Here is a 26,730-nt window from a genome sequence, read left to right on the forward strand (position 1 = left end):
CAACCTGGTCGAACGCGCTCTCACTGCCGCCCAAGGTCATCCCGTGCGGCCAACACGGTCTGGCGCTGCCCGGGATCATGCGGTGCGGCCGAACAGTGCCGTGCCTGCCAGTCCGTGCCTGAGCCCGACCGGTTGGCGGTTGCCGGCCTTCATCGTGCGCTGCGGTCTGTTCAGCGCTGTGGTGCCAGTCCGGGATCATAGGACTCACGCTGACCCGGCACCGGGATCGCGTGGCACCCCGGCAAACCGACTCCGCGTGTGGCACCCCGGCAAACCGGCTCCGCGTGTGGCACCCCGGCAAACCGGCTCCGCGTGTGGCACCCGGCAAACCGACGCCGGGTTCAGAGGCCCCCGGTCATGCGGTGCGCGGCTCACTGGGGTGCTGCGATTGCCAGTCGGGATACTGCGGCGCGCGGCCATCGCCAGCAGCAGCTGGGATCCGGAGATCCTGAGGTGCACGGCCATCGCGAGCAGCGGCTGCTGGCCGGGGATCCCGCGGCGGACGGGCATCCCCGGGCGGTGGTCGCGGGCCTGGGATCGTGTGGGCGCACAGCTGATCCGGCGCTGTGGTTGGTGATCCACGAGCGCCGGCTGCCGTTTCGAGTCGAGGCGTGCGCGCGGTCGTGGCCTCGAGCCACCAGCAGTGGGTCGGCCTACGGTCCTGCTGCTGGGTTGTCGTCGGTACCCCAGGGGTCTGTGTAGCCGGGTGTGAGTGAGAGGAGCCGTTCGCGGAAGGCTTCGCGGCGGGCGATGAGTGCGGCGTTGGGCTGGGTGCTGGCGGCGGGGAGCCGGGTCGGCCGTTCGTATGTCGGATTGCTGCCGCCATCGCCCCAGCTGAAACAGGTCCCGCCGTCCTCGCCCGCGTCGACACGAGCCCTGCTGGCACTAGGCGTGCTGGACTCGCCGGCACGGCTGGCATCGCCCGTACCGGCACTCGCCCCGTCGGCATGAATCCCGCTGTCACCGCCGATGCCCGGACCTGCCCTGCCGCTACTGGACCCACCGGCGTTGGCGCTGTTCGCGGTGCTGTGAGCGTCGGTGTCGGTGTCGGTGTTGTGGGCAGGGGTGACCCACGCGGCCATGGCAGCAAGCGCGACAGGGTCGGGCGGTGGTGGATCGGCCCAGGATGGGCGACCGACGTGGACGACGCCGCCGGTGATGGTGATGGTCCATTGGTTCTTGTGGACCGCGCGGTGATGGGCAGAACACACCAAGGCAAGATTCTGCAGACTGGTCGGTCCTCCATCGACCCAATGGATGACGTGATGGGCATGACACATCCACGGCGGTGCCTTACACACCACGCAGCCCTTGTCGCGTTTGTTCAACGCGCGGCGGATGTAGCGGTTCACGAACCGTTGCTCGGTGCCGACATCCAGCGGCTGCGAATCCCCACCCAGCACGATCGGCAAAATCGCCGCATCACAGGCGAGGAGCCGGACGGCGCCGGCGGACAGGTTGCCGCCGAACACCAACTCACCCATCCCACCCGATCCACCCACCGCACCCGATCCATCCATCCCGTCCGTGGCCCCCGAACCGCCATTCGCACTGGCCGCGCTGTTGAAGGCGTCGGGGATGTTGGAGAGGGCGTTTTTGAGGTCGTTGAAGTCGATGGTGACGGTGAGGTGCGGTACGCCGGGGTGGTCGGGGTTGCCTGCTGCAGCATCCGAGATCCCGATCAGCGCGTCGGCTTGGCGTTGTTCCAGGGTGCGTGGGTCGCGTTCACCGTCGATGGTTTTGTGGGGTTTGGCGAGGGTGTGGATCTGGGTCTTGACTTGTTCCCCGGCGGCGCCGGGCAGGAACCCGGTGATCTTCACCCCGCCCTCAACATCACGCAGCCGCAGTGACCTCTGTGTTTGGGCTTGGTCTTCGGCGGGTTCTGGGCCGTCGGTGTCGAGGCGCGCGAGGACGTCGCGGCCGAACTTGGCGAGCTCGCGGGTGTTGGTGTGCTCGGCGGCCCGGATCATTTCCCGTTCGGCGACGTCCAGAACCTCGACCGGCACCGTCGCCGGCGCCTTCTCCAAAGTCGACACGATGACCTTGGCCGAGTCCGGCGCCAGAACCGCCGACTCCGACGACCCCGACTTCGATGGGTCGGCAGGTTCTGGCAGTGCGTCGGCTACGGCTGAGTATTTGGGGAGGTTCTTGGCGAAGGTGAGGTCTTTGCGGACGTCGGCGGGGACGAGCCGGTAGCGCTGGGCGAGGAGTTCGGTGGTGTCGCGGGCGCCGAGTTCTTGGGCGGTGCCGATTTCGTCGAGGCGGGCCATGGTTTGCAGTTTCAGGGTTTCGACCAGGGCGGCGGTGGCCATCAGGGTGTCGAGAGTCGACAGCAGTTCGCTGCCGCTCTGCGTGTACACCGGTGGCATCGCCAAGATCTCCATACCCATAAGCATAGCCATGCCCACCGACAGTTTTCGAGCCCAGAACCCCTTATATACAAAGAAAGTGTGGGCTATTGGTGTGGGCTGATTGCCCGCTCAACTTGCCCACACCTGACCACGGCTAAATCAGGTGGTGGTGTTGGTCGAACTTCTTCGTCACTTGGGTGGCAGTAGATCGCCACAGAGGGGGTTGGTGTGTCCCCGATTCGCGCCGCACCGGACAGGCCGGACACGTACACGGTGGCTGGCCGCCGCGGCGGCCGATCTACTGAAGCGCTAGGCGGGCGTGGTCTGTGGCTGAGGGGGATGGCGAGGCCGGCGACCGCGCGCCCGTCGCCTGAGCTTCCGGGCTTCGGTTGCGGTCCCGGAAAACGAGGCGATCTCCCCGCAAGTTGCTGGTTCTCCCCTCAATATTTGAGCAGAGAAGGGTCAACTTGAACGGATATCCAGCCAAATTTCCGCAGGCTAGGCAGGCGAGGCAGGCGACCCGAACCGCAGTGGTCAACCGCGGCGGCGGGTCAGCTGACAGGCCTCCTTGTCGTCGGGAGCAACCACCGCGACGGGTCAGCTACCAGGCCTCCTGATCGTCGGGAGCAACCACAGCCCGTCAGCCACAGGCGACGGGGAACCTCGGTCACCGGCCTCGCCATCCGGCCAAGCCACAGACCAGCCCAGCCACCCGTCTCAGGAAATCCGGCCGCAGCGGCGACCAGCCACCGCCCACGCCACCGGCCGAATCCGAGTGGACGGACGGGACGAGCACATCCGGGAAGGCGGGGTTCCTGGCCAGACAAAGCCCTCAGCCACCGCGACCGACCACCTGTCGCAATCTCGCTCCCCAAACCGGCTTGGCCAAGAGCAGCCGCCAAATCGCAACAGGCACTTGGCGCCGAAAAGTTTCCGGCCAGCCCCCATTCCACGCGCCCAAGCCGTAGCCCGTCAGCTCCAGGCGACGGGATCGCGGTCGCTGGGCTCGCCATCTGGCTCGGGCGCCTGCTCTGCTCGCTGTGCGTGTCAGTTGGCTGGCCTTGGTGGTCGGGCGGGGTGCAGACCGAAAAGGACTCGGCCGGGGACGTGGGTTTGTGGTTGATCGCCGCGTCCGGCCGATCTGAAAGACAGCATGGCGGGTCGCCGCGGTGGCTGAGCCGGATGGCGAGGTCGGCGGTCAGAGGTGAGCGCTGCTTTCGGCTGACGGGCCTTGGCTGCGGTCCGAGAAGAGGACGGTGATCGGCTCTCCGTTGCTTGGGGTTGACGGGCTTTGGTTGCGGTCCGGCGGGGAGGCCCGGTGACCACCTTCCCGTTGCCCGGGGGCTGGCGGGTTTTCTGTTTGGGCAAGCTTTCTTGCGGTTTGGCGCGGGGTTTTGGAGGGTGGTGGGATGACGCGACGAGATGTGGGGCCTCCAAGTAGTGGTGGTGGCGAGAAGGAGACTCTGGTGGGGTTTCTGGACTATCTGCGGGAGGCGGTTGCCCGGAAGGCTGAGGATGCGCCGGAGCCGGCGGTGCGGACGGCTGGCGTGGAGTCCGGGACGAGTGTGCTGGGGCTGGTCAAGCATCTGACGGCTGTGGAGCGGTACTACTTCCTCGAGGCGGACATTCGGAGCTGGCCGGCCACCATGCGGCCCGGGGCCGAGGAGACGGTCGAGTCGATGGTCGCGGCGTACCGGGAGGCTGTGCGGCAGGCGAACGAGGTCATCGCGGGCTACTCGGACCTAACGCAGCCTGCACCGGCGCAGAAAGCGAGTATGCGCTGGGTGTTGGTGCACATGATCGAGGAGACCGGCCGGCACGCGGGGCACGTGGATATCCTGCGCGAGCAGATCGACGGCGCTACCGGACGCTGAAAATGCTGTGCGGCTGGTGACCGCGCCGGGCTACTGTCGCGAGCATGGTGGCGCATGTGAGTGGGCGGGCGCAGTCCTGGGCGGACTGCGATGCGGACATCCGCGAGTACGTGCTGGGCGCGGTCCGCGCTGCTGGTCTGGAGGGCAGCTCGGTCTACGTCCACGGGTCGTTGGCCATGGGCTGTTTCTACCGGGCCAAGAGCGACGTGGACCTGCTGGTGGTTGTGCCTGAGCCGTTGACACCAGTGGAGCGCGAGCGGGTGGCGCGCGGCTTTGCCGGTACGGCGGCCGCGCGGCCGGTGCTCGGTGACCTGGAGATGTCGGTGCTGACGGCTGACCAGGCCGCAACGCATGAGCATCCGCGACCGTACGAGGTGCACTACTCGGCGATGTGGACCGACGCCATCCTTGAGGGCCGCCTGGACTACACGGGTTCCGGCGCCGATCCGGATCTGGCCGCGCACATCACTGTCGTCAGGAAGCGCGGGGTGGCAATCAGTGGGGCACCGGCGGATGAAGTGTTTGCGCCGGTCCCGTACGAGGACTACCTGTCTGCGGTCATGGAAGACCTGCAGGACGTCATGGACGGGGACGCGCTGCTCAAGTCGCCGTACTACGGAGTGCTGAACGCCTGCCGAGTTCTGGCGACCTTGGAACTCGGACCGGGGACTGTGCTCAGCAAAGAGGAGGGCGCGGTGCTGCACGTGCCGGCTGAGCACCAGGCGGTCGTGGAGCAGGCACTGAGCTGCTACCGCAATGCCACGCCGGTGTCGGCCGCCGAGCGGGACACTGACGGGCATGGCTGGGATGCAGCGGCGCTACTTTCCTTCAGGGACTGGGTTCTCGCGCAGGTATGACTCGCGAGTGATGCGGAAGCAGCGCGTGGGTGTGGGGACGCCCAGGTAGGTGTCCGTACCGCTCTCGCCGGTTTCGGTCATGCCCAGCCGCTGGAGGATGCGGATCGACGCGTGGTTGAGCTCTGCCGCTTCCGCATCGATCCACTCGAGGTTGAGCTCCGTGAAGCCATGCGCCAAGCCCAGCTGGGCGATGGTCGTCCCGAGGCCCGAGCCCCAGCGGGCAGAGGGGCCGACGACGTAGCCGAGTTCGCGGTGGTCCAGATCGCTGCCGCTGAGGTCGACGTACCCGATCACCTCGTCTCCACCCACCGCTGCGAGCCGGAGGACGCTGCCTTCCTCGATGACTCGGCGCCAATGAGCTTCCCGTGCGGGTCGGGGCCGATCGACGGTCCAACCGGCATGGAGGCAGAGGCGGCTGTCACTGCCCCAGTCCGCGTACGTCGCGATGTCGGCAAGCTCCAGCGGACGCAGGTGCACCGGGGAATCCACAGACCCAGCCTAGTGGCTCGCTCCTATCCAACTAGCGAGTGTTGCCGCAGTGCGGCCGCTGTCCAGCGCTGCGCGGCACTGGTCCAAGCAGTCGGCCAGCTGGTCGAGGAAGTTGTCGGTCTGCAGGTCCAGCGTGGTCAGAGCAGCCGCAGCGTTCAGCAAGACGACGTCCCGGATCGAGCTAGACCCAGAGCCGTTGACCAGTGCCTCCAGAGCGCGCGCATTGCACGCTGCATCGCCACCGCGCAGCGCAGGCAGTGTGGTGGGCCGCAGACCGAGTCCACGCGGGTCGAACACTGTCTCGCGGGCAGTGCCGTCCCTGATCAGCCATAGTCGAGAGAACGTGGTCGTAGTCAGCTTGTCCAAGCCATCGTCGCCACGAGCAACCAGTGCCGATTTCCCTTGCTGGCATAGAGCCTGAGCGATCACAGGCACCATCCGGGGATTGGCCACGCCGACCAGCTGGTGCTGCGGATCAGCTGGATTGAGTAGCGGCGCTAGCACGTTGAAAGCAGTCGGTACGGCGAGCTCCCGCCGTACGACGGCTGCGTGTCGCAGCGCTGGGTTGAACCGCGGTGCGAACAGGTAGGCGAGGCCAGTCGTAGCAGCCATCCGGGCAGCCTCTGCAGCCGACAGGTCGAGTGGAACACCCAGCTGCTCGACCAAATCGACAGAGCCGCCTGCAGATGAGGAGGCGGCCCGCCCACCGTGTTTGACCACAGTGACCCCGGTCGAAGCGGCCACTACGGCAGCCATGGTGGAGAGGTTGATCGCCCCGGTCCGATCACCGCCGGTACCGACGATGTCGACGAATGGACCGTCGATACGCACCGGCGTCGCGTGGGAGCGCAGTACTGAGGCCAGTCCGAGCAGCTCGTCGGCGGTCTCGCCTTTGGCGCGCAAGGCGATCAGGAACCCGGCGATCTGAGCCGGCGAGACGTCGCCCAGTACCACCTGGTCCATGGCCCAGCTGGTGTCGGCCATGGTCAGGTCGGAGCCGTTGAGCAGGGCGGTGATGAGACCGGACCAGGTCCGGAGTGCTGTTGCCATGGGCAGTCCTCGGAGCAAGGACCGCTCCTACGAGGAGACATGACAACGGCCGCCTCGTAAGAGACGGCCGGAGTGGTTACACGCGGAAGCAGCCGTCTAGTCGACGGCCCACCACATACCCGCGCGCAGGAACATGTCTGTGATCCTACGCAACGACGTGGTCGACGGTAAACGTCGGCACCAGGTGGTGGTCGTCACCGGTAGACCGGTCCGGGAAGTCGAACACAGCCAGCATCAACTGCATCGGGTACGTCGGAGCGCCGGTGCAGCTGCGGATCGGCGTACCGTCCACCGAGAACGTGGCGACGCCGCCGGACCACTCCACGGCGTACGTGTGGAACGAACTGATGTCGATCGGCAGCCGGACCGCCTCGAAGTCCTCGGTGACCGACGGATCGCGGAAGCTGTGCAGCCCCATGCCAACCGCAGCAGACTCTCCGGGGACCACGGCGTCACCGAAGACCTCCATGACGCAGATCTCCGCACACCGCTCGGGCTGGTCCTCCAGTCCGACCATCCAGAGCGCAGCCATCGAGCGAGGGCTTAGATCTGCCCGAGCGCGCAGCTCGACGTATCCACCGGACGGAGTGCAGCCCCAGAACGGTGGCTGTTCCTCGCGGACGACCAGACCGTCGCGGTACGGCTGTTGGCCGGCCGTGCTGCCCACCGGCCCGGAGTAGCTACCGGACTGGAGGCCTGAGACGCGCAGATCGGGCTTGTGGTCGTCGGCGCACCAGAGTCCCTGGTCAATGGGGATGCTGAGCGTTAGGCAGGAGTCACTCAGCGCATAGCTCGCTTTGGTCGCCGCACGGGAGCTCCACTGCGGCAGGTAGTACGGCGACCAGACGGACAGGTCGAGTCTGGTGTCGTCGAAGTCGTCCCTCATGACTCACATCATCGCGGCTGTCACATGATGGGGCGCGGATCCGTCAGAGACTATGACCGGTCGGGCAACAAGAGGAGACGACGAGCAGTGGACGAGTTGGCGCGGAGTTTCGAGGAGCAGCGGGACCACCTGCGCGGAGTGGCGTACCGGATGCTCGGTTCGCGCAGTGAGGCCGAGGACGCCGTACAGGAGGCGTGGCTGCGGCTCAGCCGGTCTGATGTCAGTGAGGTGGCCAATCTGGCCGGCTGGCTGACCACTGTGGTGTCACGGGTCTGTCTGGACCTGCTGCGGAGCCGCAAGTCGCGGCGGGAGGATTCACTCGACAGCTTCGTGCCTGACCCGGTCTCGCTGCGCGCTGACACCAAGGCACCAGAGGACGAGGCCGTTCAGGCCGATGCGGTCGGGCTCGCGCTGCTCGTCGTACTGGAGACTCTGGCGCCGGCTGAGCGGTTGGCGTTCGTGCTGCACGACATGTTCGGGCTGAGCTTCGACGAGGTGGCGGAGGTCGTCGGCAAGTCGCCTGCGGCCGCGCGGCAGCTGGCCAGCCGCGCTCGGCGGCGCGTTCAGGGCGCACCGGCCAATGACGGCGACCCGAGCCGCCAGCGCGCGATCGTGGACGCGTTCCTGGCCGCATCCCGCGGCGGCGACTTCGAGGGGCTCCTGGTGCTGCTCGACCCGGACGTCGTACTCCGGGCGGATGCGGGCGGCGGCGAGTCCAGCGGTCCGGCCGCCTCGAAGCTCGTCCGCGGTGCCCTGGCGGTCGTCGAACAGGCCCTGATGTTCAGCCGGCTGGCGCCCTACACCGAACGCGCCCTGATCAACGGCGTCCCCGGCAGCGTCACGGTCGTCAACGGCCGCGTCCAGTCGGTGATGGCGTTCACGATCACCGAAGGCAAGATCACCGAACTCAATATCCTCGCCGACCCCGACCGGCTGGCCGCTCTCACTGTTGAGCGATGAGTCCCAGCAGACGCTCAGCCTGAGCCTCCGCCGTACCGGGTGGGTTCCTCGAGGCACTCGGTCCGCCCGGCCCGATCAACCCGAGCCAGAAGGCGGCCCAGAGCGTGCGCGCGGTCAGCAGACGCGATGGGTCCACCGGCCAGCGATGGAGCAGCGGAGTCCAATCGGTACGGCGGCCGGCCAGATGCTCGAGGAGATTCGCGAGCTCGACGGTCCGGTCGCCCAGCCCGGCGTCTTCGAAATCGACGATACGTAACGTCGTTCCATCCCAGAGATAGTTCGCCAGGTTCGGGTCGCCGTGCGCGACGACAGGGTCGTGGACGGTCAGCAGGCTGGACCAGTCGAGCTCGGCACAGGCCGCAGCGGCCCTACCGATCACGTCGTCGCGTGCACGCAAAGGATCTAACGCGGCATAAGTCCGCTCGACGAGCGCCGACAGATCGAGCGGAACAAGAGTCGGCGTAACGGACCAGAGCGTGTCTAAAGCGACGCCAAGTGCGGAGACCTGCGCAGGCGTCGCCGGATCGGTGAGCGGCTCACCCGGGATGACCGACATCGTCACCCACAGCGGCCCGCGGGCCAACGGAGTCGGCACCAGATCCGGTACGGCGTCCGCCAGCAGCTCGAGCGCGGCCCACTCCCGGTCCGGTTCACCTCGATCCCACGACGTGTAGCGCTTGGTCAGCACCGCGTCGGAGACGTCCACCGAATGAGTCATCAAGAAAAGTTTGCCGGGGGTGTCAATCCCGGCGGTTCTCCTTCGACGTCTTGGTGAGAGCACAACGGCGAAGGGGAACAGGACATGTCTGCACAGGTTGTGGTGGCGACGGCGCGGGACCTGGTCGCCGGGCTGCTCGGGTCGGGGTTCAACGGCGAGATCCGGCTGCCGGGCGAGGCCGAGTACGACGAGCAGCGGCGGGCGGTTCTCCCCTCGGTGGACTCGCGGCCGGCCGTCGTCGCGGAGGCATTCAGCCGGACTGACGTGCAGGCGGTCGTGCGCACCGCACGCGAGTACGGCGTACCGGTGGCTGTGCAGGCGACCGGGCACGGCACCAAGCTGCCGGCCGACGGCGGCATCCTGCTGAAGACCACCCCGATGACCGCGGTGTTCGTGGACCCGGAGCGACGGATCGCCAAGGTCGCACCCGGCGCGCGCTGGGGAGCCGTGCTGGATGCGGCGCGGCAGTTCGGGCTGGCGCCGCTGTCGGGATCGTCGCGGGACGTCGGTGTCACCGGCTACACGCTGGGTGGCGGAGTCGGTTGGCTGGCGCGCAAGTACGGCTCCGCGGCCGACAGCGTGATCCGCGCCGAGGTCGTGACCGCGGACGGCCGGGTCGTGACGGCAACCGCCGAGCAGCACCCGGACCTGTTCTGGGCGATCCGCGGCGGCACCGGCAACTTCGGCATCGTCACGTCGCTCGAGTTCCGCCTGTACCCGGTCCGCCAGGTGCACGCCGGCATCGTCTACTACGGCATCGACCGCGCCGCCGAGATCCTGCGCCGCTACCGCGACTGGACCGCGACGATCCCGAACGATCTCAGCACCGCCGTCGTCCTCACCCGCGTCCCCGGCACCGAACAGCGTGCCGTCGCGATCAAGGTCCTGTACGCCGGTACCTCCGACCTGGCCGACCACCTGCTGAAGCCGTTGTTCGAGGTGGCCGGACCCCGGCTCGCCGGCGAACTGAGCACGATCGAGTACGCCGATGCCGCGATGGGCGGGACGCCGGCCCGGCACCTGGACTTCCTGGACGAACTCACCGACGACGTGATCGACGTACTGACCGGCATCGAGGAGGAACCGACCGTCGAGCTCCGGCACTGGAGCGGCGCGATGGCGCACCCCGGTCCGGGTGCCGGTCCGGTCGGTCACCGGGAAGCCCGGTTCTCACTGATCATCGACCGCGAACTGCCTGCCGGACTGCTGCCGGACTCCGGTCGCACGTTCGTGAACTTCCTCGGCGACCACGGCCGCGCCGAGACGTCGTACAGCCCGGCCGATCTGGACCGGCTGCGCGCGGTGAAGCGGGCCTACGACCCGGCCAACTTCTTCCACCTGAACGCCAACATCAAGCCCTGAGCAGACAGCACAGCAGCCCGGTCCTTAGGAGGGGAGGACCGGGCTGCTGTGATGCTGAAACGTCAGACCGTGCCGGAGTTTCCGTAGACACTCACGTGCACGTGGTCGTAGTGGTTGGCCGTGGCGCCGCCACGGTCCTCCATCGCACGCCAGCCTTCGCTGCCGCGCTGGACCGTCCAGATGTGCTGTTCCCAGATCAGCTGGCTGATGCCGAGCTTCTTGTAGTTCGCGTGTAGGTAGTCCGCGACCTCTTGGCCCTCGGACCCGCTGACCATGATGTCCAGCGCACGGCCGGACGAGTGCTCCGAACCGCTGTCGCCCGAGCGGAGACCGCCGTACGACGTGATGTTCGGGAAGAGGGCGCAGATCGCGCGGTGCACACGGACGACGTCCTGGGTGACACCGGACTCGACCGACGAGCCGGACTTGCAGGCGGCCTGTGAGATGCCACCGGCGACGGCCTCGACCGGCTTGGTGGCCGACAGGTACTGCGCCTTGACCCAGCGGGACTTGCCGTCGCTGACGATCTCGGCCCAGAGGCCGTCGATCTTGCCGGTGACGGAGACCTTGGAGCCGCGCTTCAGGACATCGAGCAGGGCGCCGGTGAGCGGGATCGTCCACACGTTCACATCGGTGGTGGTGAACTTCGACCCGGTGATCTTCGGCGGGAGGCTGGCGGCCGCGCGCGTCTTGGTCGAGGTCGGCTTCGGGATCGGAGCCTGCTTCTTCAGGTGCTTCGGGGCCGGTGCCGCCGTGGTCGGCTTCACCGAGTTCAGATTCAGCGGGGGACGGAGGGCGTCCCGGCTGGTGGCCGCATCGCGCGCTAGCTGCAGGGACGAGCTAGCGATCGGAGTGTCCACCTTGACGTCGTGCTGACTCGGGAGCGCTGCCGCCGAGCCGGTCGCCACCAGGGCCACGGCCGCTCCGGGGATCGCAACCTTCACGAGGCCGGGGCCGATCAGCTTCGGGCGCGGTTGACGGTGCCGCGCCTGTCTATGCCGTCCTTCAGTCATTACGTTGAACCCAATCTGCCGAGACCAAAACGTTATCGACCGGAGGAGTCAAGCACAGATCCGCGAAAGGTTCGCAATCGACCGGCGTTTTTAACGCATTGCGAACATGTCGAAGGGATGTTGAGCGTGATCTGACCGCTATTCGGATGTAATCGATCCGAGATCAAACGCTTGGCTCCGGTAACAGCACGATGTGATCCACGGAGCAGCACAGAGGGGTTGCCGACTGGTTCACTGCAGATATGGATGACCTCGGGTTTCAGGTCCGGACCGGTGCGATCGCCCGGCTGGTGATCGATCGGGAGCCGAAGCGCAACGCGCTGACGCGGGCGATGTGGGAGGCCCTGCCCGGTCTGCTGGCCGAGTTGGCCGCGAACGACGAGGTCAAGGTGCTGGTGGTGACCGGCGCCGGCTCGAGCTTCTCGGCCGGTGCGGACATCGGCGAGCTGATCTCCGGTGCCGATCCAGCCGATCCGATGGCCGAGCTGCGCGCCTTCAACCTGCGCGCCCAGAGCGCGCTGAGGGAGTTCCCGAGACCGACCATCGCGATGGTCCGCGGGCACTGCATCGGCGGTGGGCTCGAGATCGCGATGAACTGCGACTTCCGGTTCGCCGCGCACGGTTCGACGTACGGCGTGACTCCCGCGCGGATCGGGGTCGTGTATCCGCCGGCCGCGATCAAGGTGCTGCTCGACCTGGTCGGTCCGGCGACGACGAAGTACCTGCTGTTCAGTGGTGAGCTCCTGACTGCGGAGCAGGCCGAGCTCAAGGGACTGGTCGACCGGGTCGTCGGCGAGCGTGATCTGGAGTCGGAGGTCGACGAGTTCGCCGCACTGCTCGTGTCGCGGTCGCAGCTGACCATCCGGTCGGCCAAAGAGACAGTGAACGCGCTGCTGGCCGAGACGGACGCAGATGCTGCCGCACTGGCGCGCTACCAGGAGACGATCGCCAGTGGTGAGCTCGCGGAGGGAATCGCGGCCTTCGGCGCGAAGCGCTCTCCGCAGTTCCCCTGGCGCTGAACAGAAACCCCGCGGACCTCAGAGGGGTCCGCGGGGCCTTGTTCTGTTGGGCTTTAGAACCAGTGTCGGCGTCCCCCGACCGCCCGACCGGTCGACCCGAGCAGGAACAACACTGCTCCGACCACGAGCAGCACGATGCCGATCGTCCACAGGATCGAGATCTTCAGTAAGAACCCGAGCAGCAACAGAATCAGTCCGAGGATGAGCATTGAACCTCCTTACGAGAGCCGCCAGGCGGAGTAAACGGCGGCCGCACCTCCAGTGCCCACTCCGCTGACCGGCAATCTCCAACGGTCGTTTGTCGAAGCCGGTGACACGGTTCCGACGTACCGGGTGAAGAGAACCTCACGACCTGGAGGATGGTGTCCGTGAAGTACATGCTGATGATCTACAGCAGTCCGGAGAGCTGGGCCGGGCTGTCCGCGGAGCAGCGCGACGGAATCACCCGTGCGCACAGCGGGCTGATGCAGGAGCTGACTGAGCAGGGGCTTCTGGTCAGTGCGGGTGGGCTGGCGGACCCGATCACCAGTACGACGGTGACGGTGCGCGATGGCGCCACCCAGACCACCGACGGACCGTACGCTGAAGCCAAGGAGCATCTGGCCGGGTACTACGTGGTCGAGTGCGACCTCGACCAGGCGATCGGCTACGCGGCGCGGATGCCGGACGCGGAGTACGTCGCGGTGGAGGTGCGACCGGTGATGGATCCGTCCGGGCTGGAGATGTGAACGACTTCGACCTGCTGTTGCGGGAGCAGGCGCCGCAGGTGCTGAGTGCTTTGGTCCGGCACTACGGCCACTTCGATCTGGCTGAGGAGGCTGTGCAGGAGGCGCTCTTGGCCGCTGCACAGCAGTGGCCGGCTGAGGGCGTGCCGGACAACCCGCGTGGCTGGCTGATCCGGGTCGGCTCCCGTCGGCTGATGGACCTGCTGCGCAGTGAGACGGCTCGACGGCGCCGGGAGGAGAACGCTGCTCAGCTCGCCACACCGGAGGAGTTTGTTGCCGCAGGCCCCGAGATCGACGATCTGGGTGGGCAGGACGACACACTGACCTTGCTGTTCCTGTGCTGCCATCCCGCGCTCTCCCCCTCCTCGCAGATCGCGCTCACACTGCGCGCTGTCGGCGGTCTGACCACCGCACAGATCGCAGCCGCGTTTCTGGTGCCGGAAACGACCATGGCGCAACGCATCAGTCGGGCGAAGCGTGGCATCAAGCAGGCCGGCAGCACGTTCGAGCTGCCGCCGGAGGCCGAGCGGTCCGAGCGGATGATCGCAGTACTGCATGTCCTCTACCTCATCTTCAACGAGGGCTACACAGCCTCATCCGGTACGGCGTTGCACAGCGCGGAGCTCACGAGTGAGGCGATCCGGCTCGTCCGTGGCGTGCGAAGGCTGGTGCCGGACGACGGTGAGGTGGCTGGGCTGCTGGCCCTGATGCTGCTCACCGACGCTCGGCGGGCAGCGCGGACGACTGCGGAGGGCGGACTGGTTCCACTGGGCGAGCAGGACCGCTCGAAGTGGAATCAGGACGCGATCGTCGAGGGTGAGGCGCTGGTCTCCGATGCGCTCTCTCACACGCGGCTCGGGCCCTATCAGGTGCAGGCCGCGATCGCTGCGGTCCATGACACCGCAGAACGGGCCGAGGACACGGACTGGCGGCAGATCGTCGCGTTGTACGACGTACTGGAGCAGCTGGTCGACAACCCGATGGTGAAGCTCAACCACGCGGTGGCAGTCGGCATGGCCGTCGGTCCGACGGAAGGGCTCGCCGTACTGGAGCCGCTGGAGTCCGACGGCCGGGTGACCGAGCACCACCGGTTGGAGGCCGTGCGCGCGCACCTGCTCGAAATGGCCGGCGACACGGCGGCTGCGCGGGAGAGCTACCTGCTGGCAGCCCGCCGTACGACGAGTGTGCCGGAGCGGGACTACCTGCAGTCGAAGGCGGACCGCCTGACCTGAGGTCGCAATAGGTCCGCAGATGTGGTCAAGTTGAGGTGTGGACCTCACCAGGGCGTCACTCCTGCGGGAGATGCTGACCGGGACCGAGCTGGGCACGCAGACTCGGAATTTCGGCCACTCACTACGGCGCTACACGACTCGTACCGGCGGACTGATGTTGTTCGGGCCGGTCGACGAAGAGCCGTGGCACCTGACCGCGCATCTGGACGACGAGCTGCACCGCGCGGGTGTAGACAGCGTCCGCCCGTCGCTGGTCCGCTGGGCCCCGCCTCCGGATGCTCCGCCGCATCTGGCGATCGGACTGGACCGGCTGCGCGACGCAGGTCGTGGTGAGTCGCTCCTGGTGGTGGCTGAGGAGGACCCCGCTGACACCCTGCTCGAACGGATCAGCGACGTACGACGTCGCGGTACGACGATCTTCAGCATCGGCAACGGTGACCAGGAGCTCACGTCACTGAGCCATGAGGTGCTCACACCCGAGCTGCTGGTGCCGGATGGCTTCGGCTGGTCGAGTCGACCGATCAGCTTCGACCACGACGAACCGGAGTACGAGCCGCAGCTCGCCCAGACCGATCTGGACGCGTCGCCGTACGCGGAAGGGTTCGAGATGGCGCAGCACCTCGTCAGCCTGGCCGCAGCGGACGACGAAGCCGGCCAACCCGCCTGGCGCCGCCGCCTCCGCGCAGCGATCGAGCGCCTCGGCGGCGAACCCGGCTGACCGCCTACTCCAGGTAGAGCACGGCCAACCGCGGCAGGTGGTCCTGAAGATCGTCTTCGTCGTCGAAGTCGATCTCCTTGCCCACCGGCAGATCCGGCGTGTCCGGCGCCTCCGCCTCGACGGCCTTCCAGTACGCCGGCTCGTCACCGGTCACGTTCTTGTACGCGTGACTCCCGACATGCAGCATCCCTTCGCCATCGAACCCCTCGAACCCGTCCGGCCGATCCTCGTCGACCACATCGGCGAGCGAGTCCGGCTCGACCAGCGCGGCCTCCCAGATCTCCCGCCCCTGCGCGATCAGCCACCCCCGGAACGAGTCGAACCCGTCCTCCGAGGCACCCGAGTTGATCAGGTACGCCGCCGCCCACAGGTCCCACCGGTACGACTCGACCAGCAACCGCGCGAGCTCGACCCCGAACCCCGCGATCTCCTCGGCCGCCAGCCCACCCAGCTCCCGCGTCAGCGCGTCCGCAACCCCGTCCGGGTCCGCGACGGTGTCGTCCACCGTGCCGCGCGCACCCTCCACAACTTCCCAGAACCCATCCCTGTCCACCCCCAAAGCGTCTCAAAAGCCCAGCTCATTGGGGAGGGGTGAATTCGTAACTCAGCCGGCGAATTCGCGGATGGCGGAGGCTAGGACCTTCATGTCGGCGGAGTGATCGGCGCCGGGGACGATCTTGAGGGTGGCGGTGGGGAGGTGGGCGGCCATGGCTTGGGCTCCGGCGGCCAGGGCGGGCCAGGTCTGGTCGCCTTGGAGGACCAGGACGGGTACGTCGATGGCGGACCAGCGGTCGGTGGTGAGGGGGTGGCCGGACATCGTGGAGCCCATGATGCGGCCGTCGTAGGAGATGGTGTGGGCGACGTCGACCACGGGCTGGAAGTAGGGGGACTGGCGCATGCCGGCGACTGCTTCGGGGGGCATGCCGATGGCGGCGGTGAAGAAGAATTCGGCGGCCAGGTCGGGGTGGCCGGCGGCGATGTGGGCTTCGAGCTGCTCGACGTAGTCGGCGGGTAGGGGTGGGCGGCTGTCGTCGACGATGACCGGGGGTTCGAAGGCGATGACCTTGGTGATCGGGAGGCCTGCGGCGGCCGCGTCGAGTGCGAGCAGGGAGCCGGAGGAGCCGCCGAGCACGATGGCCGGGCGGCCGGCGTCCTCGATCAGGGCGGCGATGTCCTCGATCTCGCGTTGGACGTCGTACGGCGCGGTGTCGGTGCTCTCGCCACGGCCGCGGCGGTCGTAGACGTAGGTGCGGAACTGGTCGCTCAGCAGCTCGGCGGTCTCGGCGTTCAGGGGGTTCACCGCGCGGTGGGCGGTGGCGCCGTCGACCAGGATCAGTGGCTGGCCCTCGCCGTACACGTCGTAGCTGATGGTGGTGCCGTCGGCGGACTTCACGCTGCTCATCGCTTCTCCTCAGGGGATCGATTGGAACTAGACCGTACAGTACCCGACAGAAAACTAGACTGTCCAGTATGATTTCCGGCATGGAGCTGAACCCGGAAGGCCGAACCGCCACCAAGCGCCGCGCGATCCACGCGGCGGCCACGGAGGTGTTCCTCCAGCACGGCTATCTCGGCGCGAGCATGGACGAGGTCGCGGCCAAGGCCGGCGTCTCCAAGCAGACCGTCTACAAGCAGTTCGAGAACAAGGAACGCCTCTTCGCCGAGATCGTCCTCGCCACCAACGACGAGCTCGCGGTGAACCTGGCCGCGGCGTACGCCGAAACCCTCGACGGCGCGACCGACGCCCGCGAAGCCCTGCGTGCGCTGGCCTTCCGGCTCCTCGAGAGCCTGACCGCCGACCACGTCCTCCAGTTGCGCCGCCTCGTGATCGCCGAGGCCGACCGCTTCCCCGAGGTCTGCGGAGCCTGGTTCACCGGCGGATTCGAGAAGTCCCTGGAGACCCTCGGCAAAGCACTCACCGGCCTCACCGACCGTGGTCTACTCCGCGAGCTCGACGACCCCACCCTCGTCGCCTACCAGTTCGCCGGCCTCGTCATGTACAAACCCATGAACCGCGCCATGTTCGCCGGCACCCGCGAACGCCCCAAACCCACCGAACTGGAAACCCTGGCCACCCGAGCCGTAGACGTCTTCCTAGCCTCGTACGGCGCCTGACCCCTCGCGCTATCCGGTGGATTTGGGGTGCTCGGCGACGAAAATCCACCGGATAACGCGCGGACTTGACCGGAGGCGGGGCGTACAACTCTTTCGGACGTTAGGTGGCGCCGCGGGTTGAGGTTCGGACCACTAGTTCTGGGGTGAAGATGACTCGTTGGTGTTCGTGGTTGGGGTTTGAGGACTCGTCCAGGAGCAGCTCGGCGGCGGTTCGGCCGAGGAGTTGGCGGGGTTGGCGGACCGACGTGAGGGGTACGGCGGCTGCTTCGGCGAACTCGATGTCGTCGTAGCCGACGATGGCCAGGTCCTCGGGGACGCGGAGGCCGAGGCTCACGCATTGCTGGAGTAAACCCAACGCCAGCAGGTCGTTCGCGCAGAAGGCGGCGGTTGGTCGGCGGGAGGCTGGTAGCCCGGCAAGACGTTGCCCGGCACCCTTGCCTTCGGCAACGGTCAATGCGCCGGTGGTGATCTCGATCAGGTTGTCCTCGGGCTTGCCGGCCTTCCGCAGTGCACTCCGCCCGCCGTCTCGACGGTCGACGACCTGGCCGATCGTCAACGGCCCACCGATGAACGCGATCCGCTCGTGGCCGAGCTCGAGCAGGTGGGCGATGGCAAGCTCGCCACCGAGAACGTCGTTCACCGCGACCGAACAGTGCTCACCGTCGTCGATCGCCCGGTCGACGACGACGACCGGCGTACCGCGGGCGGGAAGTTTGCGCAGTCGCGACGAATGCTGGTCGATCGGAGTGATCAGCACGCCCTGGACGCGTTGCTGCTCGAGTAGGTCGAGGTAGTCCGCCTCGCGCTCGGCGTCCTCGTTGCTGTTGCAGAGGAAGACCGACAACCCGGCCGCGCGGGCCGCCTCCTCGACGCCCTTGGCGACGTCGGTGAAGAACGGGTTGCCCGCGTCGAGCATCAGGTACGCGAGGATCCGGCTGCTGCCGGCCCGGAGCTGGCGGGCGGATTCGTTGCGCACGAAGCCGAGGGAGGCCATCGCGGCCTCGACCTTGGCCCGGGTCAGCGGGCTGACCATCTCGGGCCGGTTCAGCACGTTCGAGACCGTGCCGAGGGAGACGCCGGCCGCGGCGGCGACCGCCTTCACCCCGGCGGTGTGTCCCCGGCGTTTGGTGTCGTCCGCTGCCATGCCCACCTCCCCGCGTCAAGGCCCAGTTGAAACGTCTTAGAGCCCGAAGCGTACCGCGAGATCAGAGCAATCCGCAGTCCACCTCTTGACGCCTCCAATGACCGGCCCGTACTTTCCTTCCCAAGACTTTGAAACCTTTCAGCCGCGAAGTGAGGTGACTGATGGCAGCGGTACTCCGGGTCCGTGGCGTCTCGAAATCCTTCGGCGCGGTTGCCGCCGTCCAGGACGTCTCCTTCGACCTGTACGGCGGGGAGGCGCACGCCCTGGTCGGCGAGAACGGGGCCGGGAAGTCCACGATCGTGAAGATGCTGGCCGGCGTCCACCGCCCCGACGCGGGCACGCTCGAGCTCGACGGTACGGCGCTCGCCCTGACCGGACCCGCCGACGCGAAGGCCGCCGGGATCGCGGTCATCTACCAGGAACCGACGCTCTTCCCGGACCTCTCGGTGGCCGAGAACATCGCGATGGGCCGCCAGCCACTGGGTCGTTTCAACACGATCGACCGGGCCGCCATGGTTGCCCAGGCCGCGCGCCTCTTCACCCGCCTGGGCGTGTCCATCGACCCGAACCGCCCGGCCCGCGGCCTGTCGATCGCCGACCAGCAGCTCGTCGAGATCGCGAAGGCCTTGTCCGTCGACGCCCGCGTCGTGGTGATGGACGAGCCGACCGCGGCCCTGACCGGCGTCGAGGTCGAGCGCCTGTTCGCGGTCGCCCGATCGCTGCGCGACGACGGTGCCGCCCTCCTCTTCATCTCGCACCGCTTCGAGGAGATCACCGCCCTCTGCCAGCGCGTCACGATCATGCGCGACGGCAAGCACGTCTCGACCGACCTCCTCGCAGACACCAGCGTCGACGAGATGGTGCGCCGGATGGTCGGTCGCGATCTCGACGCGCTCTTCCCCAAACAAGACGTCACCCCCGGCGCAACGGTCCTCAAAGTCGAAGGCCTCACCCGCGACCCGGTCTTCAAGGACATCTCCTTCGAGGTCCGCGCCGGCGAGATCGTCGCGCTCGCCGGCCTGGTCGGTTCCGGCCGCTCCGAGGTCGTGCAGTCGATCTTCGGCGTCGACCCCCGCGACGCCGGTACGGTGGAGGTCGTCGGCAAGCAGCTCAAGCCCGGAAACCCCAAGCAGGCAATGGCTGCTGGAGTCGCACTGGTTCCGGAGGACCGCCGCCAGCAGGGCCTCGTGATGGATCTCTCGATCGAGCGCAACGTGACGCTCCCGCGCTCCCGCTCGCTGTCCCAGCTCGGCTTCCTCACCGGCAGCCGCGAACGCCGTTCCGCGAAGGAATGGACCGAGCGGCTGAAGACGAAGTACGGGCGACTGTCCGACGAGGTCGGCACGCTGTCCGGCGGCAACCAGCAGAAGGTCGTGCTGGCCAAGTGGCTAGCGACCGGTCCGCGGGTGCTGATCGTCGACGAGCCCACGCGCGGCATCGACGTCGGGACGAAGGCCGAGGTGCACCGGTTGATGTCCAGTCTGGCCGCGGAGGGAGTCGCCGTACTGATGGTGTCGTCGGAGTTGCCCGAGGTGCTCGGCATGGCCGACCGCGTGCTGGTGATGCGCGAGGGCCGTTTGGTCGCCGAACTCAGCCGCACCGAGGCGACCGAGGAGTCGGTCATGTTCGCCGCGACCGGTCAGGAGGCGACCGTATGACGGCCGTCGAGCTGACCGCACCCAAGCGCTCCTCTCTAGATTTTGTACTGCGGGCCCGCGAGCTAGGCATCGTCATCGCGCTCGCCTTACTCGTCGCAGTGACCGCAATCTCGAACCCACGCTTCCTGTCCGGGCAAAGCATTCGCGACATCCTGCTCAGCACCGCGATCCTGGCCGTTCTGGCGGTCGGCCAGGCCGTGGTGGTGATCACCCGCAACATCGATCTCTCGGTCGGCTCGGTCCTGGGCCTGAGCGCGTTCACCGTGGGCACGCTCCTCCAGAACAACCCCGGCCTCCCAGTAGTCCTCGCGCTCCTCATTGGCGCCGCAGTCGGCGCGGTCTGCGGCGTACTGAACGGCGTCCTCGTCCGCTACGGCAAAGTCCCCGCGCTGGTCGTCACGCTAGGCACCCTGTACGTCGTACGCGGGGTCACGTACTTCTGGGCCGGCGGTAGTCAGATCAACGCGGACGAGTTGCCGGCGGGATTCCTCGACTTCGGCAACGCGACTCTGCTCGGGATTCCGTATCTCGTCCTGATCGCGCTCCTGGTCCTCGTCGTCACGGCCGTTGTCCTGCGCAACTATCGGACCGGCCGCGAGCTGTACGCGATGGGTTCCAGCCCCGATGCCGCGCGACTCGCCGGCATCCCGACCGGCCGCCGTACCGTCGGCGCCTTCCTGGTGAGCGGCGCGTTGGCCGGAGTAGCGGGCGTGCTGTTCGCCGCCCGGTTCGGCACGATCGACGCCGCCGCCGGGACCGGTCTCGAGCTCAACGTGGTCGCAGCCGTGGTGGTCGGCGGAGTGGCAGTCTTCGGCGGCAGCGGGACCGTCTGGGGCGCCGCGCTCGGCGCGTTGCTGCTGACAACGATCGGCAGCGCGCTCGCCGTCCTCGAGATCAACCAGTTCTGGCAGCAGGCGATCGTCGGCGGCCTGATCCTGCTCGCGATCGGCGCCGACCGGCTGGTCGCCGTCCGGGTCGCGGCCGGTCTGAAGAAGCGAGGCTCTCATGTCGGCTGAGCTCACCGAAACCCGCGTCGGCAGGTTGGCGAACTGGAACGTCGCGATCATCGCGATCACCGTCCTGGTCCTGATCATCGCCGCGGCGAGCGTCGATAGCTTCGGCACCGGCCAGAACTTCGGCTTCCTGGTCCTCGACCTGCTGCCGATCGCCCTGGTCGCCCTCCCGATGACCCTGGTCATCGTCACCGGCGAGATCGATCTGTCCGTCGCCAGCACGCTCGGCCTGTCCAGCGCCTTCATGGGCTACCTGTGGAACGCGAACCAGCCGATCGAAACAATCATCCCGCTCTGCCTGCTGCTCGGCGCGGTCCTGGGCGCGGTCAACGGCTTCTTCGTCACCGTCCTCGGCCTCCCGTCCCTCGCCGTCACGATCGGCACCCTCGCCCTCTACCGCGGTCTCGCGTTCGTCGTCCTCGGCGACGGCGCGGTCGCCGACTTCCCGGCCGTCTACACCGACTGGGTGACCGGGACCATTGCCGGTACGCCGATCCCCAACGTGCTGATCATCATCGTCGTACTGGCCGCCGTCTTCGGCGTCATCCTGCACGCCACCCCGATCGGCCGGGCCGTCTTCGCGGTCGGCGCCGGCGAGCAGGCAGCCCGCTTCGCCGGCATCCGTCCGGGGCGCCTGAAGTTCTGGCTGTACGTCGCCAGTGGCGTGATCTCGGGTCTCGCCGGGGTGCTGTGGACGCTGCGCTACTCCAGCGCACGCGCCGACAACGGCGCCGGACTCGAGCTGGCGGTGGTCGCCGCCGTACTGCTCGGTGGTGTCTCGATCTTCGGTGGCAAGGGCGCACTGCCCGGAGTCATCGCCGGTGTTGTCCTGCTCGGCTCGTTGCAGAACGCGCTCCGCCTGTCCGATGTGTCCAACGAGGCGCTGAACGTCGTCACCGGCGTGCTGCTGATCGCCTCGGTCCTCGGCCCCAACCTCGCCAGCCGCCTCCGCCGAACCTGACTAACGCCGGCCCTGAAAGGTAGAACCATGCGAAAGCCCCTCACCGTCGCGGTTGCGCTCCTGGCGTTGACCGCGTGTGGCGGTACGACGAAGTCCAGCACCGAGGGCCAGAACACGGCCGCGCCGGAGAGCACGGCGGGTAAGGCGGATCCGAACGCTCCGCTCAAGGAGGGGCTGAAGATCGCCTACCTCCCCAAGCAGCTGAACAATCCGTACACCGATGTCGAGGTGGGCGGCGGCAAGGTCGCGGTCGAGGAGATCAAGGGCACCTACAAGCTGGTCGGCCCGAACGACGCCAGCGCGTCCTCGCAGGTCAGCTACATCAACACGCTCATCCAGCAGCAGCAGAACGTGATCGTGGTCGCGGCCAACGACCCGAACGCGGTCTGCCCGTCGCTGAACCAGGCGCGCAAGGCCGGGATCAAGGTCGTCACCTTCGACTCCGACGCAGCCAAGACCTGCCGGGACGCCTTCATCAACCAGGCGACCACGCAGGGCATCGGCGAGAGCCTGGTGAAGATGGCCAGCGAGCTGGCCGGCGGTTCCGGTGAGATCGCCGTCCTGTCCGCGACCCCGAACGCGACCAACCAGAACTCCTGGATCGAGGTGATGAAGACCGAGCTGGCCAAGCCGGAGAACGCCAAGCTCAAGCTGGTCAAGGTTGCCTATGGCAATGACGATGACCAGAAGTCGTTCACCGAGGCCCAGGGTCTCCTGCAGACCTACCCGAACCTGAAGGTGATCGTCTCCCCGACCACGGTCGGGATCGCGGCCGCCTCCCGGTACGTGAGCGCCTCCAGCTACAAGGGCAAGGTCGCGATCACCGGGCTCGGCCTGCCGAACCAGATGCGCCAGTACGTCAAGGACGGCACGGTGAAGAAGTTCGCGCTCTGGAACCCGTCCGACATCGGCTACCTGGCCGCGTACGCCGGTGCCGCGATGAGCTCGGGGCAGATCACCGGGGCACAGGGCGAGAAGTTCAAGGCCGGGAAGCTCGGTGAGTACACGGTCGGCGCCGACGGCGAGATCGTGCTCGGCCCGCCGACCGAGTTCACGCCCCTGAACATCGACAAGTTCAACTTCTGATGCACCGCTACTGCTTCTGTCTCCAGGTCCGCACCGACCGGCTGGACGAGTACGTCGAGCGTCACCGCGACGTCTGGCCGGAGATGCAGGCGGCGCTGCGCGAGGCCGGGTGGCACAACTACTCGCTCTTCCTGCGCGACGACGGACTGCTCATCGGGTACGTCGAGTCGCCGGATCTGGAAGCGGCGCAGCGGGCGATGGCCGCCACCGAGGTGAACGCCCGGTGGCAGGCCGAGATGACGTCGTTCTTCACCGCGGGTCAGCCGGACGAGTCCTTCGTGTTGCTGCCCGAAATCTTTCACCTGACGGAGGACTAAGACTATGACCAGCGTGCAGGATGCCCTCAAGCGTCAGGAGATCGAGCTGCCCTCGTGGGCGTTCGGGAACTCCGGCACCCGGTTCAAGGTGTTCACGCAGCCGGGCGTGCCGCGGTCGCCGGAGGAGAAGATCGCCGACGCGGCCGTCGTGCACCGGTTCACCGGGGTCGCGCCGAGCGTGGCGATGCACATCCCGTGGGACAAGGTCGATGACTATTCAGGCCTGGCGGCGTATGCGAAGGAGCAGGGCGTCCGGCTCGGCGCGATCAACAGCAACGTGTTCCAGGACGACGACTACAAGCTCGGCAGCGTCACCAACCCTGACCCCCGGGTACGGCGCAAGGCCACGGATCACCTGCTGGAATGCGTGGAGATCATGGACGCGACCGGATCGCGCGATCTCAAGCTGTGGTTCTCCGATGGTACGAACTATCCGGGGCAGGACGACATCCAGGACCGGCAGGACCGGCTCGCGACTGCGCTGCGCGAGGTCTACGACCGGCTCGGCGACGACCAGCGGATGCTGCTGGAGTACAAGCTGTTCGAGCCGGCCTTCTACACGACCGACGTCCCGGACTGGGGAACGTCGTACGCGCACTGTCTCGAACTGGGGTCGAAGGCAACCGTGTGTATCGACACCGGGCACCACGCGCCGGGGACGAACATCGAGTTCATCGTGGCGTTCCTGCTCCGGGTGAAGAAGCTCGGCGCGTTCGACTTCAACAGCCGCTTCTACGCCGACGACGACCTGATGGTCGGGTCGGCCGATCCGTTCCAGCTGTTCCGGATCATGTCCGAGATCGTCCGCGGGAACGCGCTCGACCCGGGCGCCGGGATCGCGTTCATGCTCGACCAGTGCCACAACATCGAGGTCAAGATCCCGGCCATCATCCGCTCGGTGATGAACGTCCAGGAGGCCACCGCGAAGGCGTTGCTGGTCGATCGCGCGGCGCTCAGGACGGCACAGCTGGAATGCGACGTGCTGGAGGCGAACGCCGTACTGATGGATGCCTACAACACCGATGTGCGGCCGCTGCTGGCCGAGCTGCGGGAGTCGCAGGGGCTCGATCCGGACCCGATCGCGGCGTACAAGCGCAGTGGGTATTTCGAGCAGATCGTGGCCGAGCGGGCTGACGGCCAGCAGGCCGGGTGGGGAGCGTGATGGAGCTCGTTGCCAGGAGCAACCGGTTGGGCGCGGACCCGCGGAACACCAACTACGCCGGCGGGAACACGTCGGCGAAGGGGACCTCGGTCGACCCGGTGACCCAAGAGCCCGTCGAGCTGCTGTGGGTGAAGGGTTCCGGCGGTGATCTCGGGACCCTGACCGCCGCAGGTCTCGCCGTACTGCGGCTTGATCGGCTGAACGCGCTCGTCGATTCGTACCCGGGTGTGGAGCGCGAGGACGAGATGGTCGCGGCATTCGACTACTGCCTGCACGGCAAGGGTGGCGCGGCACCGTCGATCGACACCGCGATGCACGGGCTGGTGGACGCGCCGCATGTTGACCACCTGCACCCGGACTCCGGGATCGCGTTGGCGACGGCGGCTGACGGCGAGAAGCTGACCGCGGAGTGCTTCGGGGATCGGGTGGTCTGGGTGCCGTGGCGGCGGCCCGGATTCCAGCTCGGCCTGGACATCGCCGCGGTGAAGCGGGAGAACCCGGCGGCGATCGGCTGCATCCTCGGCGGGCATGGGATCACGGCGTGGGGCGCGACCTCGGACGAATGCGAGGCGAACTCGCTGGACATCATCCGTACGGCGGAACGCTTCCTCGCTGACCGCGGTATCGCGGAACCGTTCGGCCCGGTGGTGCCCGGATTCGAGGCTCTGCCGGTGGATGAGCGGCGGGCGCGCGCGGCCGCGCTGGCGCCGGTGATCCGCGGGCTCGCGTCCACCGACAAACCACAGGTCGGCCACTTCAGTGACGCGGATGTCGTGCTGGAGTTCACCGCGCGCTCCAAGCTCGGCGAATTGTCGGCGCTCGGGACCTCGTGCCCCGACCACTTCTTGCGGACCAAGGTACGGCCGCTGGTGCTCGACCTGCCGCCTAGCGCTTCGATCGAGGATGCGGTCGCGCGGCTGAAGGAGCTGCACGCGGAGTATCGCTCCGAATATTCGGCCTACTACCAGCGGCACGCGGATGCGGACAGCCCCGCGATGCGCGGTGCGGATCCGGCAATCGTACTGGTGCCGGGCGTCGGGATGTTCAGCTTCGGCAAGGACAAGCAGACCGCTCGGGTGGCCGGCGAGTTCTACGTGAATGCGATCAACGTGATGCGCGGCGCCGAGTCGGTGTCGACGTACGCGCCGATCGACGAGCGGGAGAAGTTCCGGATCGAGTACTGGGCGCTGGAGGAGGCGAAGCTGCAGCGGATGCCCAAGCCGAAGCCGCTCGCGTCCCGGGTTGCCTTGGTGACTGGCGCCGGCTCGGGCATTGGCAAGGCGATCGCGCAGCGGTTGGCTGCCGAGGGCGCGTGCGTGGTGATCGCGGATCTCGATCTGGCTGCGGCAGAAGCGGTGGCGAAGGAGATCGGCTCGGCCGACGTAGCTGTTGCCGTGGGCGCCGATGTCTCGTCCGGCGAGGCCGTGGCCGAGGCGATGCGAGTGGCCCTGCTCGCCTTTGGTGGCGTCGATTTGGTCGTGAACAACGCCGGCCTGTCGATCTCGAAGTCGTTGCTAGAGACAACTGAACGGGACTGGGACCTGCAGCACGACGTGATGGCCAAGGGTTCCTTCCTGGTCTCGCAGGCGGCGGCGAAGGTGCTGATCGACCAGGAGATGGGCGGCGACATCGTCTACATCTCCAGCAAGAACGCCGTCTTCGCCGGACCGAACAATGTCGCGTACGGCGCGGCCAAGGCCGATCAGGCGCACCAGGTCCGGTTGCTCGCGGCCGAGCTCGGCCAGTACGGCGTCCGCGTGAACGGCGTGAACCCGGACGGCGTCGTACGGGGGTCGGGGATCTTCGCGAAGGGCTGGGGTGCGCAGCGGGCTGCCGTGTACGGCGTACCGGAGTCGGAGTTGGGTGCGTTCTACGCGCAGCGCACGCTGCTGAAGCGGGAGGTGCTGCCGGAGAACGTCGCGGCCGCGGTCTTCGCGCTGGTGGGCGGCGATCTCAGCCACACCACCGGTCTCCATGTTCCCGTCGACGCCGGCGTGGCTGCCGCGTTCCTGCGTTAGGG

The 26,730-nt window shown here is 67.5% G+C and carries 26 protein-coding genes; 16 read left to right on the plus strand and 10 right to left on the minus strand.

The features are described from left to right. Positions 1-653: 653 nt before the first annotated feature. Entirely contained in the window at positions 654-2,384 is a 1,731-nt protein-coding gene (locus OG474_RS17605; RefSeq protein ID WP_405063391.1) for a DUF222 domain-containing protein, read from the minus strand. 1,433 nt (positions 2,385-3,817) lie between these two features. Here OG474_RS17605 and OG474_RS17610 point away from each other — a divergent pair. Together OG474_RS17610 and OG474_RS17615 are read left to right on the plus strand one after the other, a co-directional pair. Continuing rightward, complete coding sequence (locus OG474_RS17610; protein ID WP_405063392.1) at positions 3,818-4,225, plus strand: DinB family protein; 408 nt, start codon at positions 3,818-3,820, stop codon at positions 4,223-4,225. 44 nt (positions 4,226-4,269) lie between these two features. Beyond that, positions 4,270-5,082 (plus strand): aminoglycoside adenylyltransferase domain-containing protein, encoded by an 813-nt coding sequence (locus OG474_RS17615; protein WP_405063393.1) that lies wholly within the window; start codon positions 4,270-4,272, stop codon positions 5,080-5,082. On the opposite strand, the gene OG474_RS17620 is transcribed toward OG474_RS17615, so the two are convergent. The 3 genes from OG474_RS17620 to OG474_RS17630 form a co-directional block, all read right to left on the minus strand. Continuing rightward, positions 5,044-5,571, minus strand: coding sequence for a GNAT family N-acetyltransferase (locus OG474_RS17620; RefSeq protein WP_405063394.1), 528 nt, complete (start codon positions 5,569-5,571; stop codon positions 5,044-5,046). The two genes, OG474_RS17615 and OG474_RS17620, sit on opposite strands and share 39 nt — an antisense overlap. Before the next feature lie 9 nt (positions 5,572-5,580). After that, positions 5,581-6,621 carry an anthranilate phosphoribosyltransferase gene (gene trpD / locus OG474_RS17625; RefSeq protein WP_405063395.1) on the minus strand — a complete coding sequence of 347 codons (1,041 nt, stop codon included), beginning with the start codon at positions 6,619-6,621 and terminating at the stop codon, positions 5,581-5,583. A gap of 145 nt (positions 6,622-6,766) precedes the next feature. Next, the gene (locus tag OG474_RS17630) at positions 6,767-7,507 is read right to left on the minus strand and encodes a glycoside hydrolase family 16 protein (protein WP_405063396.1); all 741 of its coding nucleotides are present in this window, start codon (positions 7,505-7,507) and stop codon (positions 6,767-6,769) included. 87 nt (positions 7,508-7,594) lie between these two features. On the opposite strand from OG474_RS17630, the gene sigJ reads away from it, so the two are divergent. Next, the gene (sigJ, locus tag OG474_RS17635) at positions 7,595-8,467 is read left to right on the plus strand and encodes an RNA polymerase sigma factor SigJ (RefSeq protein ID WP_405063397.1); all 873 of its coding nucleotides are present in this window, start codon (positions 7,595-7,597) and stop codon (positions 8,465-8,467) included. Here sigJ and OG474_RS17640 read toward each other — a convergent pair. Then, the gene (locus OG474_RS17640) at positions 8,451-9,185 is read right to left on the minus strand and encodes a phosphotransferase family protein (RefSeq protein ID WP_405063398.1); all 735 of its coding nucleotides are present in this window, start codon (positions 9,183-9,185) and stop codon (positions 8,451-8,453) included. The genes sigJ and OG474_RS17640 overlap by 17 nt on opposite strands. An 84-nt stretch (positions 9,186-9,269) precedes the next feature. Between OG474_RS17640 and OG474_RS17645 the strand changes: the two genes are divergently transcribed. Beyond that, positions 9,270-10,547, plus strand: coding sequence for an FAD-binding oxidoreductase (locus tag OG474_RS17645; RefSeq protein WP_405063400.1), 1,278 nt, complete (start codon positions 9,270-9,272; stop codon positions 10,545-10,547). Positions 10,548-10,609: 62 nt separating this feature from the next. Here OG474_RS17645 and OG474_RS17650 read toward each other — a convergent pair whose 3' ends face one another. Next, positions 10,610-11,560 (minus strand): SH3 domain-containing protein, encoded by a 951-nt coding sequence (locus OG474_RS17650; RefSeq protein WP_405063401.1) that lies wholly within the window; start codon positions 11,558-11,560, stop codon positions 10,610-10,612. A gap of 242 nt (positions 11,561-11,802) precedes the next feature. Between OG474_RS17650 and OG474_RS17655 the strand changes: the two genes are divergently transcribed. Then, on the plus strand, positions 11,803-12,579 hold the full coding sequence (locus OG474_RS17655; RefSeq protein WP_405063402.1) for an enoyl-CoA hydratase/isomerase family protein: 777 nt from the start codon (positions 11,803-11,805) through the stop codon (positions 12,577-12,579). A gap of 53 nt (positions 12,580-12,632) precedes the next feature. Here OG474_RS17655 and OG474_RS17660 read toward each other — a convergent pair whose 3' ends face one another. Then, positions 12,633-12,788, minus strand: a complete 156-nt coding sequence (locus OG474_RS17660) for a DUF6131 family protein (RefSeq protein ID WP_165956732.1) — start codon at positions 12,786-12,788, stop codon at positions 12,633-12,635. A 168-nt stretch (positions 12,789-12,956) separates the two neighbouring features. Here OG474_RS17660 and OG474_RS17665 point away from each other — a divergent pair, with 168 nt between their 5' ends. From OG474_RS17665 to OG474_RS17675, 3 genes are read left to right on the plus strand one after another with little or no spacing between them, the layout of a single operon-like run. Continuing rightward, positions 12,957-13,307: a YciI family protein gene (locus OG474_RS17665; protein WP_405064588.1), complete on the plus strand. Its 351-nt coding sequence runs from the start codon at positions 12,957-12,959 to the stop codon at positions 13,305-13,307. After that, positions 13,304-14,536, plus strand: a complete 1,233-nt coding sequence (locus OG474_RS17670) for an RNA polymerase sigma factor (protein WP_405063403.1) — start codon at positions 13,304-13,306, stop codon at positions 14,534-14,536. The genes OG474_RS17665 and OG474_RS17670 overlap by 4 nt, the downstream gene beginning before the upstream one ends. Before the next feature lie 37 nt (positions 14,537-14,573). After that, on the plus strand, positions 14,574-15,254 hold the full coding sequence (locus OG474_RS17675) for a hypothetical protein (protein WP_405063404.1): 681 nt from the start codon (positions 14,574-14,576) through the stop codon (positions 15,252-15,254). A gap of 4 nt (positions 15,255-15,258) precedes the next feature. On the opposite strand, the gene OG474_RS17680 is transcribed toward OG474_RS17675, so the two are convergent. Next, entirely contained in the window at positions 15,259-15,807 is a 549-nt protein-coding gene (locus OG474_RS17680; protein WP_405063405.1) for a DUF4240 domain-containing protein, read from the minus strand. Between the two features lie 51 nt (positions 15,808-15,858). Continuing rightward, positions 15,859-16,656, minus strand: a complete 798-nt coding sequence (locus tag OG474_RS17685; RefSeq protein WP_405063406.1) for an alpha/beta fold hydrolase — start codon at positions 16,654-16,656, stop codon at positions 15,859-15,861. A gap of 68 nt (positions 16,657-16,724) precedes the next feature. Here OG474_RS17685 and OG474_RS17690 point away from each other — a divergent pair, with 68 nt between their 5' ends. Further along, positions 16,725-17,369 carry a TetR/AcrR family transcriptional regulator gene (locus tag OG474_RS17690; protein WP_405063407.1) on the plus strand — a complete coding sequence of 215 codons (645 nt, stop codon included), beginning with the start codon at positions 16,725-16,727 and terminating at the stop codon, positions 17,367-17,369. Positions 17,370-17,469: 100 nt separating this feature from the next. Here the strand turns inward: OG474_RS17690 and OG474_RS17695 are convergent, their stop codons facing one another. Beyond that, a complete protein-coding gene (locus OG474_RS17695; RefSeq protein WP_405063408.1) occupies positions 17,470-18,513 on the minus strand; it encodes a LacI family DNA-binding transcriptional regulator in 1,044 nt (347 codons plus the stop codon). A gap of 161 nt (positions 18,514-18,674) precedes the next feature. On the opposite strand from OG474_RS17695, the gene OG474_RS17700 reads away from it, so the two are divergent. Genes OG474_RS17700 through OG474_RS17730 form a run of 7 tightly spaced genes read left to right on the plus strand, consistent with a single transcriptional unit; the run spans position 18,675 to position 26,728 of the window. Beyond that, complete coding sequence (locus OG474_RS17700) at positions 18,675-20,171, plus strand: sugar ABC transporter ATP-binding protein (protein WP_405063409.1); 1,497 nt, start codon at positions 18,675-18,677, stop codon at positions 20,169-20,171. Continuing rightward, a complete protein-coding gene (locus OG474_RS17705) occupies positions 20,168-21,187 on the plus strand; it encodes an ABC transporter permease (protein WP_405063410.1) in 1,020 nt (339 codons plus the stop codon). The genes OG474_RS17700 and OG474_RS17705 overlap by 4 nt, the downstream gene beginning before the upstream one ends. Then, positions 21,177-22,145 (plus strand): ABC transporter permease, encoded by a 969-nt coding sequence (locus OG474_RS17710; RefSeq protein WP_405063411.1) that lies wholly within the window; start codon positions 21,177-21,179, stop codon positions 22,143-22,145. Before OG474_RS17705 ends, OG474_RS17710 begins: the two co-directional genes overlap by 11 nt. A gap of 27 nt (positions 22,146-22,172) precedes the next feature. Next, entirely contained in the window at positions 22,173-23,231 is a 1,059-nt protein-coding gene (rhaS, locus tag OG474_RS17715) for a rhamnose ABC transporter substrate-binding protein (protein ID WP_405063412.1), read from the plus strand. Continuing rightward, positions 23,231-23,548 carry an L-rhamnose mutarotase gene (locus OG474_RS17720; protein WP_405063413.1) on the plus strand — a complete coding sequence of 106 codons (318 nt, stop codon included), beginning with the start codon at positions 23,231-23,233 and terminating at the stop codon, positions 23,546-23,548. The genes rhaS and OG474_RS17720 overlap by 1 nt, the downstream gene beginning before the upstream one ends. A gap of 4 nt (positions 23,549-23,552) precedes the next feature. Next, the gene (gene rhaI / locus OG474_RS17725) at positions 23,553-24,710 is read left to right on the plus strand and encodes an L-rhamnose isomerase (RefSeq protein ID WP_405063414.1); all 1,158 of its coding nucleotides are present in this window, start codon (positions 23,553-23,555) and stop codon (positions 24,708-24,710) included. Next, positions 24,710-26,728, plus strand: coding sequence for a bifunctional aldolase/short-chain dehydrogenase (locus OG474_RS17730; protein WP_405064589.1), 2,019 nt, complete (start codon positions 24,710-24,712; stop codon positions 26,726-26,728). Before rhaI ends, OG474_RS17730 begins: the two co-directional genes overlap by 1 nt. Positions 26,729-26,730 lie beyond the last annotated feature (2 nt).

Source organism: Kribbella sp. NBC_01505 (assembly GCF_045040285.1).
Taxonomy (GTDB): Bacteria; Actinomycetota; Actinomycetes; order Propionibacteriales; family Kribbellaceae; genus Kribbella.

What these genes read in the sequence shown, in the direction of transcription:
- OG474_RS17665 (WP_405064588.1), top strand. Translation starts at nt 12,957, where the DNA reads ATGCTGATGATCTACAGCAGTCCGGAGAGCTGGGCCGGGCTGTCCGCG.
- OG474_RS17720 (WP_405063413.1), top strand. Translation starts at nt 23,231, where the DNA reads ATGCACCGCTACTGCTTCTGTCTCCAGGTCCGCACCGACCGGCTGGAC.
- OG474_RS17690 (WP_405063407.1), top strand. Translation starts at nt 16,725, where the DNA reads ATGATTTCCGGCATGGAGCTGAACCCGGAAGGCCGAACCGCCACCAAG.
- OG474_RS17605 (WP_405063391.1), bottom strand. Translation starts at nt 2,384, where the DNA reads ATGGAGATCTTGGCGATGCCACCGGTGTACACGCAGAGCGGCAGCGAA.
- OG474_RS17685 (WP_405063406.1), bottom strand. Translation starts at nt 16,656, where the DNA reads ATGAGCAGCGTGAAGTCCGCCGACGGCACCACCATCAGCTACGACGTG.
- OG474_RS17655 (WP_405063402.1), top strand. Translation starts at nt 11,803, where the DNA reads ATGGATGACCTCGGGTTTCAGGTCCGGACCGGTGCGATCGCCCGGCTG.
- trpD (WP_405063395.1), bottom strand. Translation starts at nt 6,621, where the DNA reads ATGGCAACAGCACTCCGGACCTGGTCCGGTCTCATCACCGCCCTGCTC.
- OG474_RS17650 (WP_405063401.1), bottom strand. Translation starts at nt 11,560, where the DNA reads ATGACTGAAGGACGGCATAGACAGGCGCGGCACCGTCAACCGCGCCCG.
- OG474_RS17615 (WP_405063393.1), top strand. Translation starts at nt 4,270, where the DNA reads ATGGTGGCGCATGTGAGTGGGCGGGCGCAGTCCTGGGCGGACTGCGAT.
- OG474_RS17730 (WP_405064589.1), top strand. Translation starts at nt 24,710, where the DNA reads ATGGAGCTCGTTGCCAGGAGCAACCGGTTGGGCGCGGACCCGCGGAAC.
- rhaS (WP_405063412.1), top strand. Translation starts at nt 22,173, where the DNA reads ATGCGAAAGCCCCTCACCGTCGCGGTTGCGCTCCTGGCGTTGACCGCG.
- OG474_RS17705 (WP_405063410.1), top strand. Translation starts at nt 20,168, where the DNA reads ATGACGGCCGTCGAGCTGACCGCACCCAAGCGCTCCTCTCTAGATTTT.
- OG474_RS17645 (WP_405063400.1), top strand. Translation starts at nt 9,270, where the DNA reads ATGTCTGCACAGGTTGTGGTGGCGACGGCGCGGGACCTGGTCGCCGGG.
- OG474_RS17700 (WP_405063409.1), top strand. Translation starts at nt 18,675, where the DNA reads ATGGCAGCGGTACTCCGGGTCCGTGGCGTCTCGAAATCCTTCGGCGCG.
- OG474_RS17660 (WP_165956732.1), bottom strand. Translation starts at nt 12,788, where the DNA reads ATGCTCATCCTCGGACTGATTCTGTTGCTGCTCGGGTTCTTACTGAAG.
- OG474_RS17640 (WP_405063398.1), bottom strand. Translation starts at nt 9,185, where the DNA reads ATGACTCATTCGGTGGACGTCTCCGACGCGGTGCTGACCAAGCGCTAC.
- OG474_RS17710 (WP_405063411.1), top strand. Translation starts at nt 21,177, where the DNA reads ATGTCGGCTGAGCTCACCGAAACCCGCGTCGGCAGGTTGGCGAACTGG.
- rhaI (WP_405063414.1), top strand. Translation starts at nt 23,553, where the DNA reads ATGACCAGCGTGCAGGATGCCCTCAAGCGTCAGGAGATCGAGCTGCCC.
- OG474_RS17630 (WP_405063396.1), bottom strand. Translation starts at nt 7,507, where the DNA reads ATGAGGGACGACTTCGACGACACCAGACTCGACCTGTCCGTCTGGTCG.
- OG474_RS17695 (WP_405063408.1), bottom strand. Translation starts at nt 18,513, where the DNA reads ATGGCAGCGGACGACACCAAACGCCGGGGACACACCGCCGGGGTGAAG.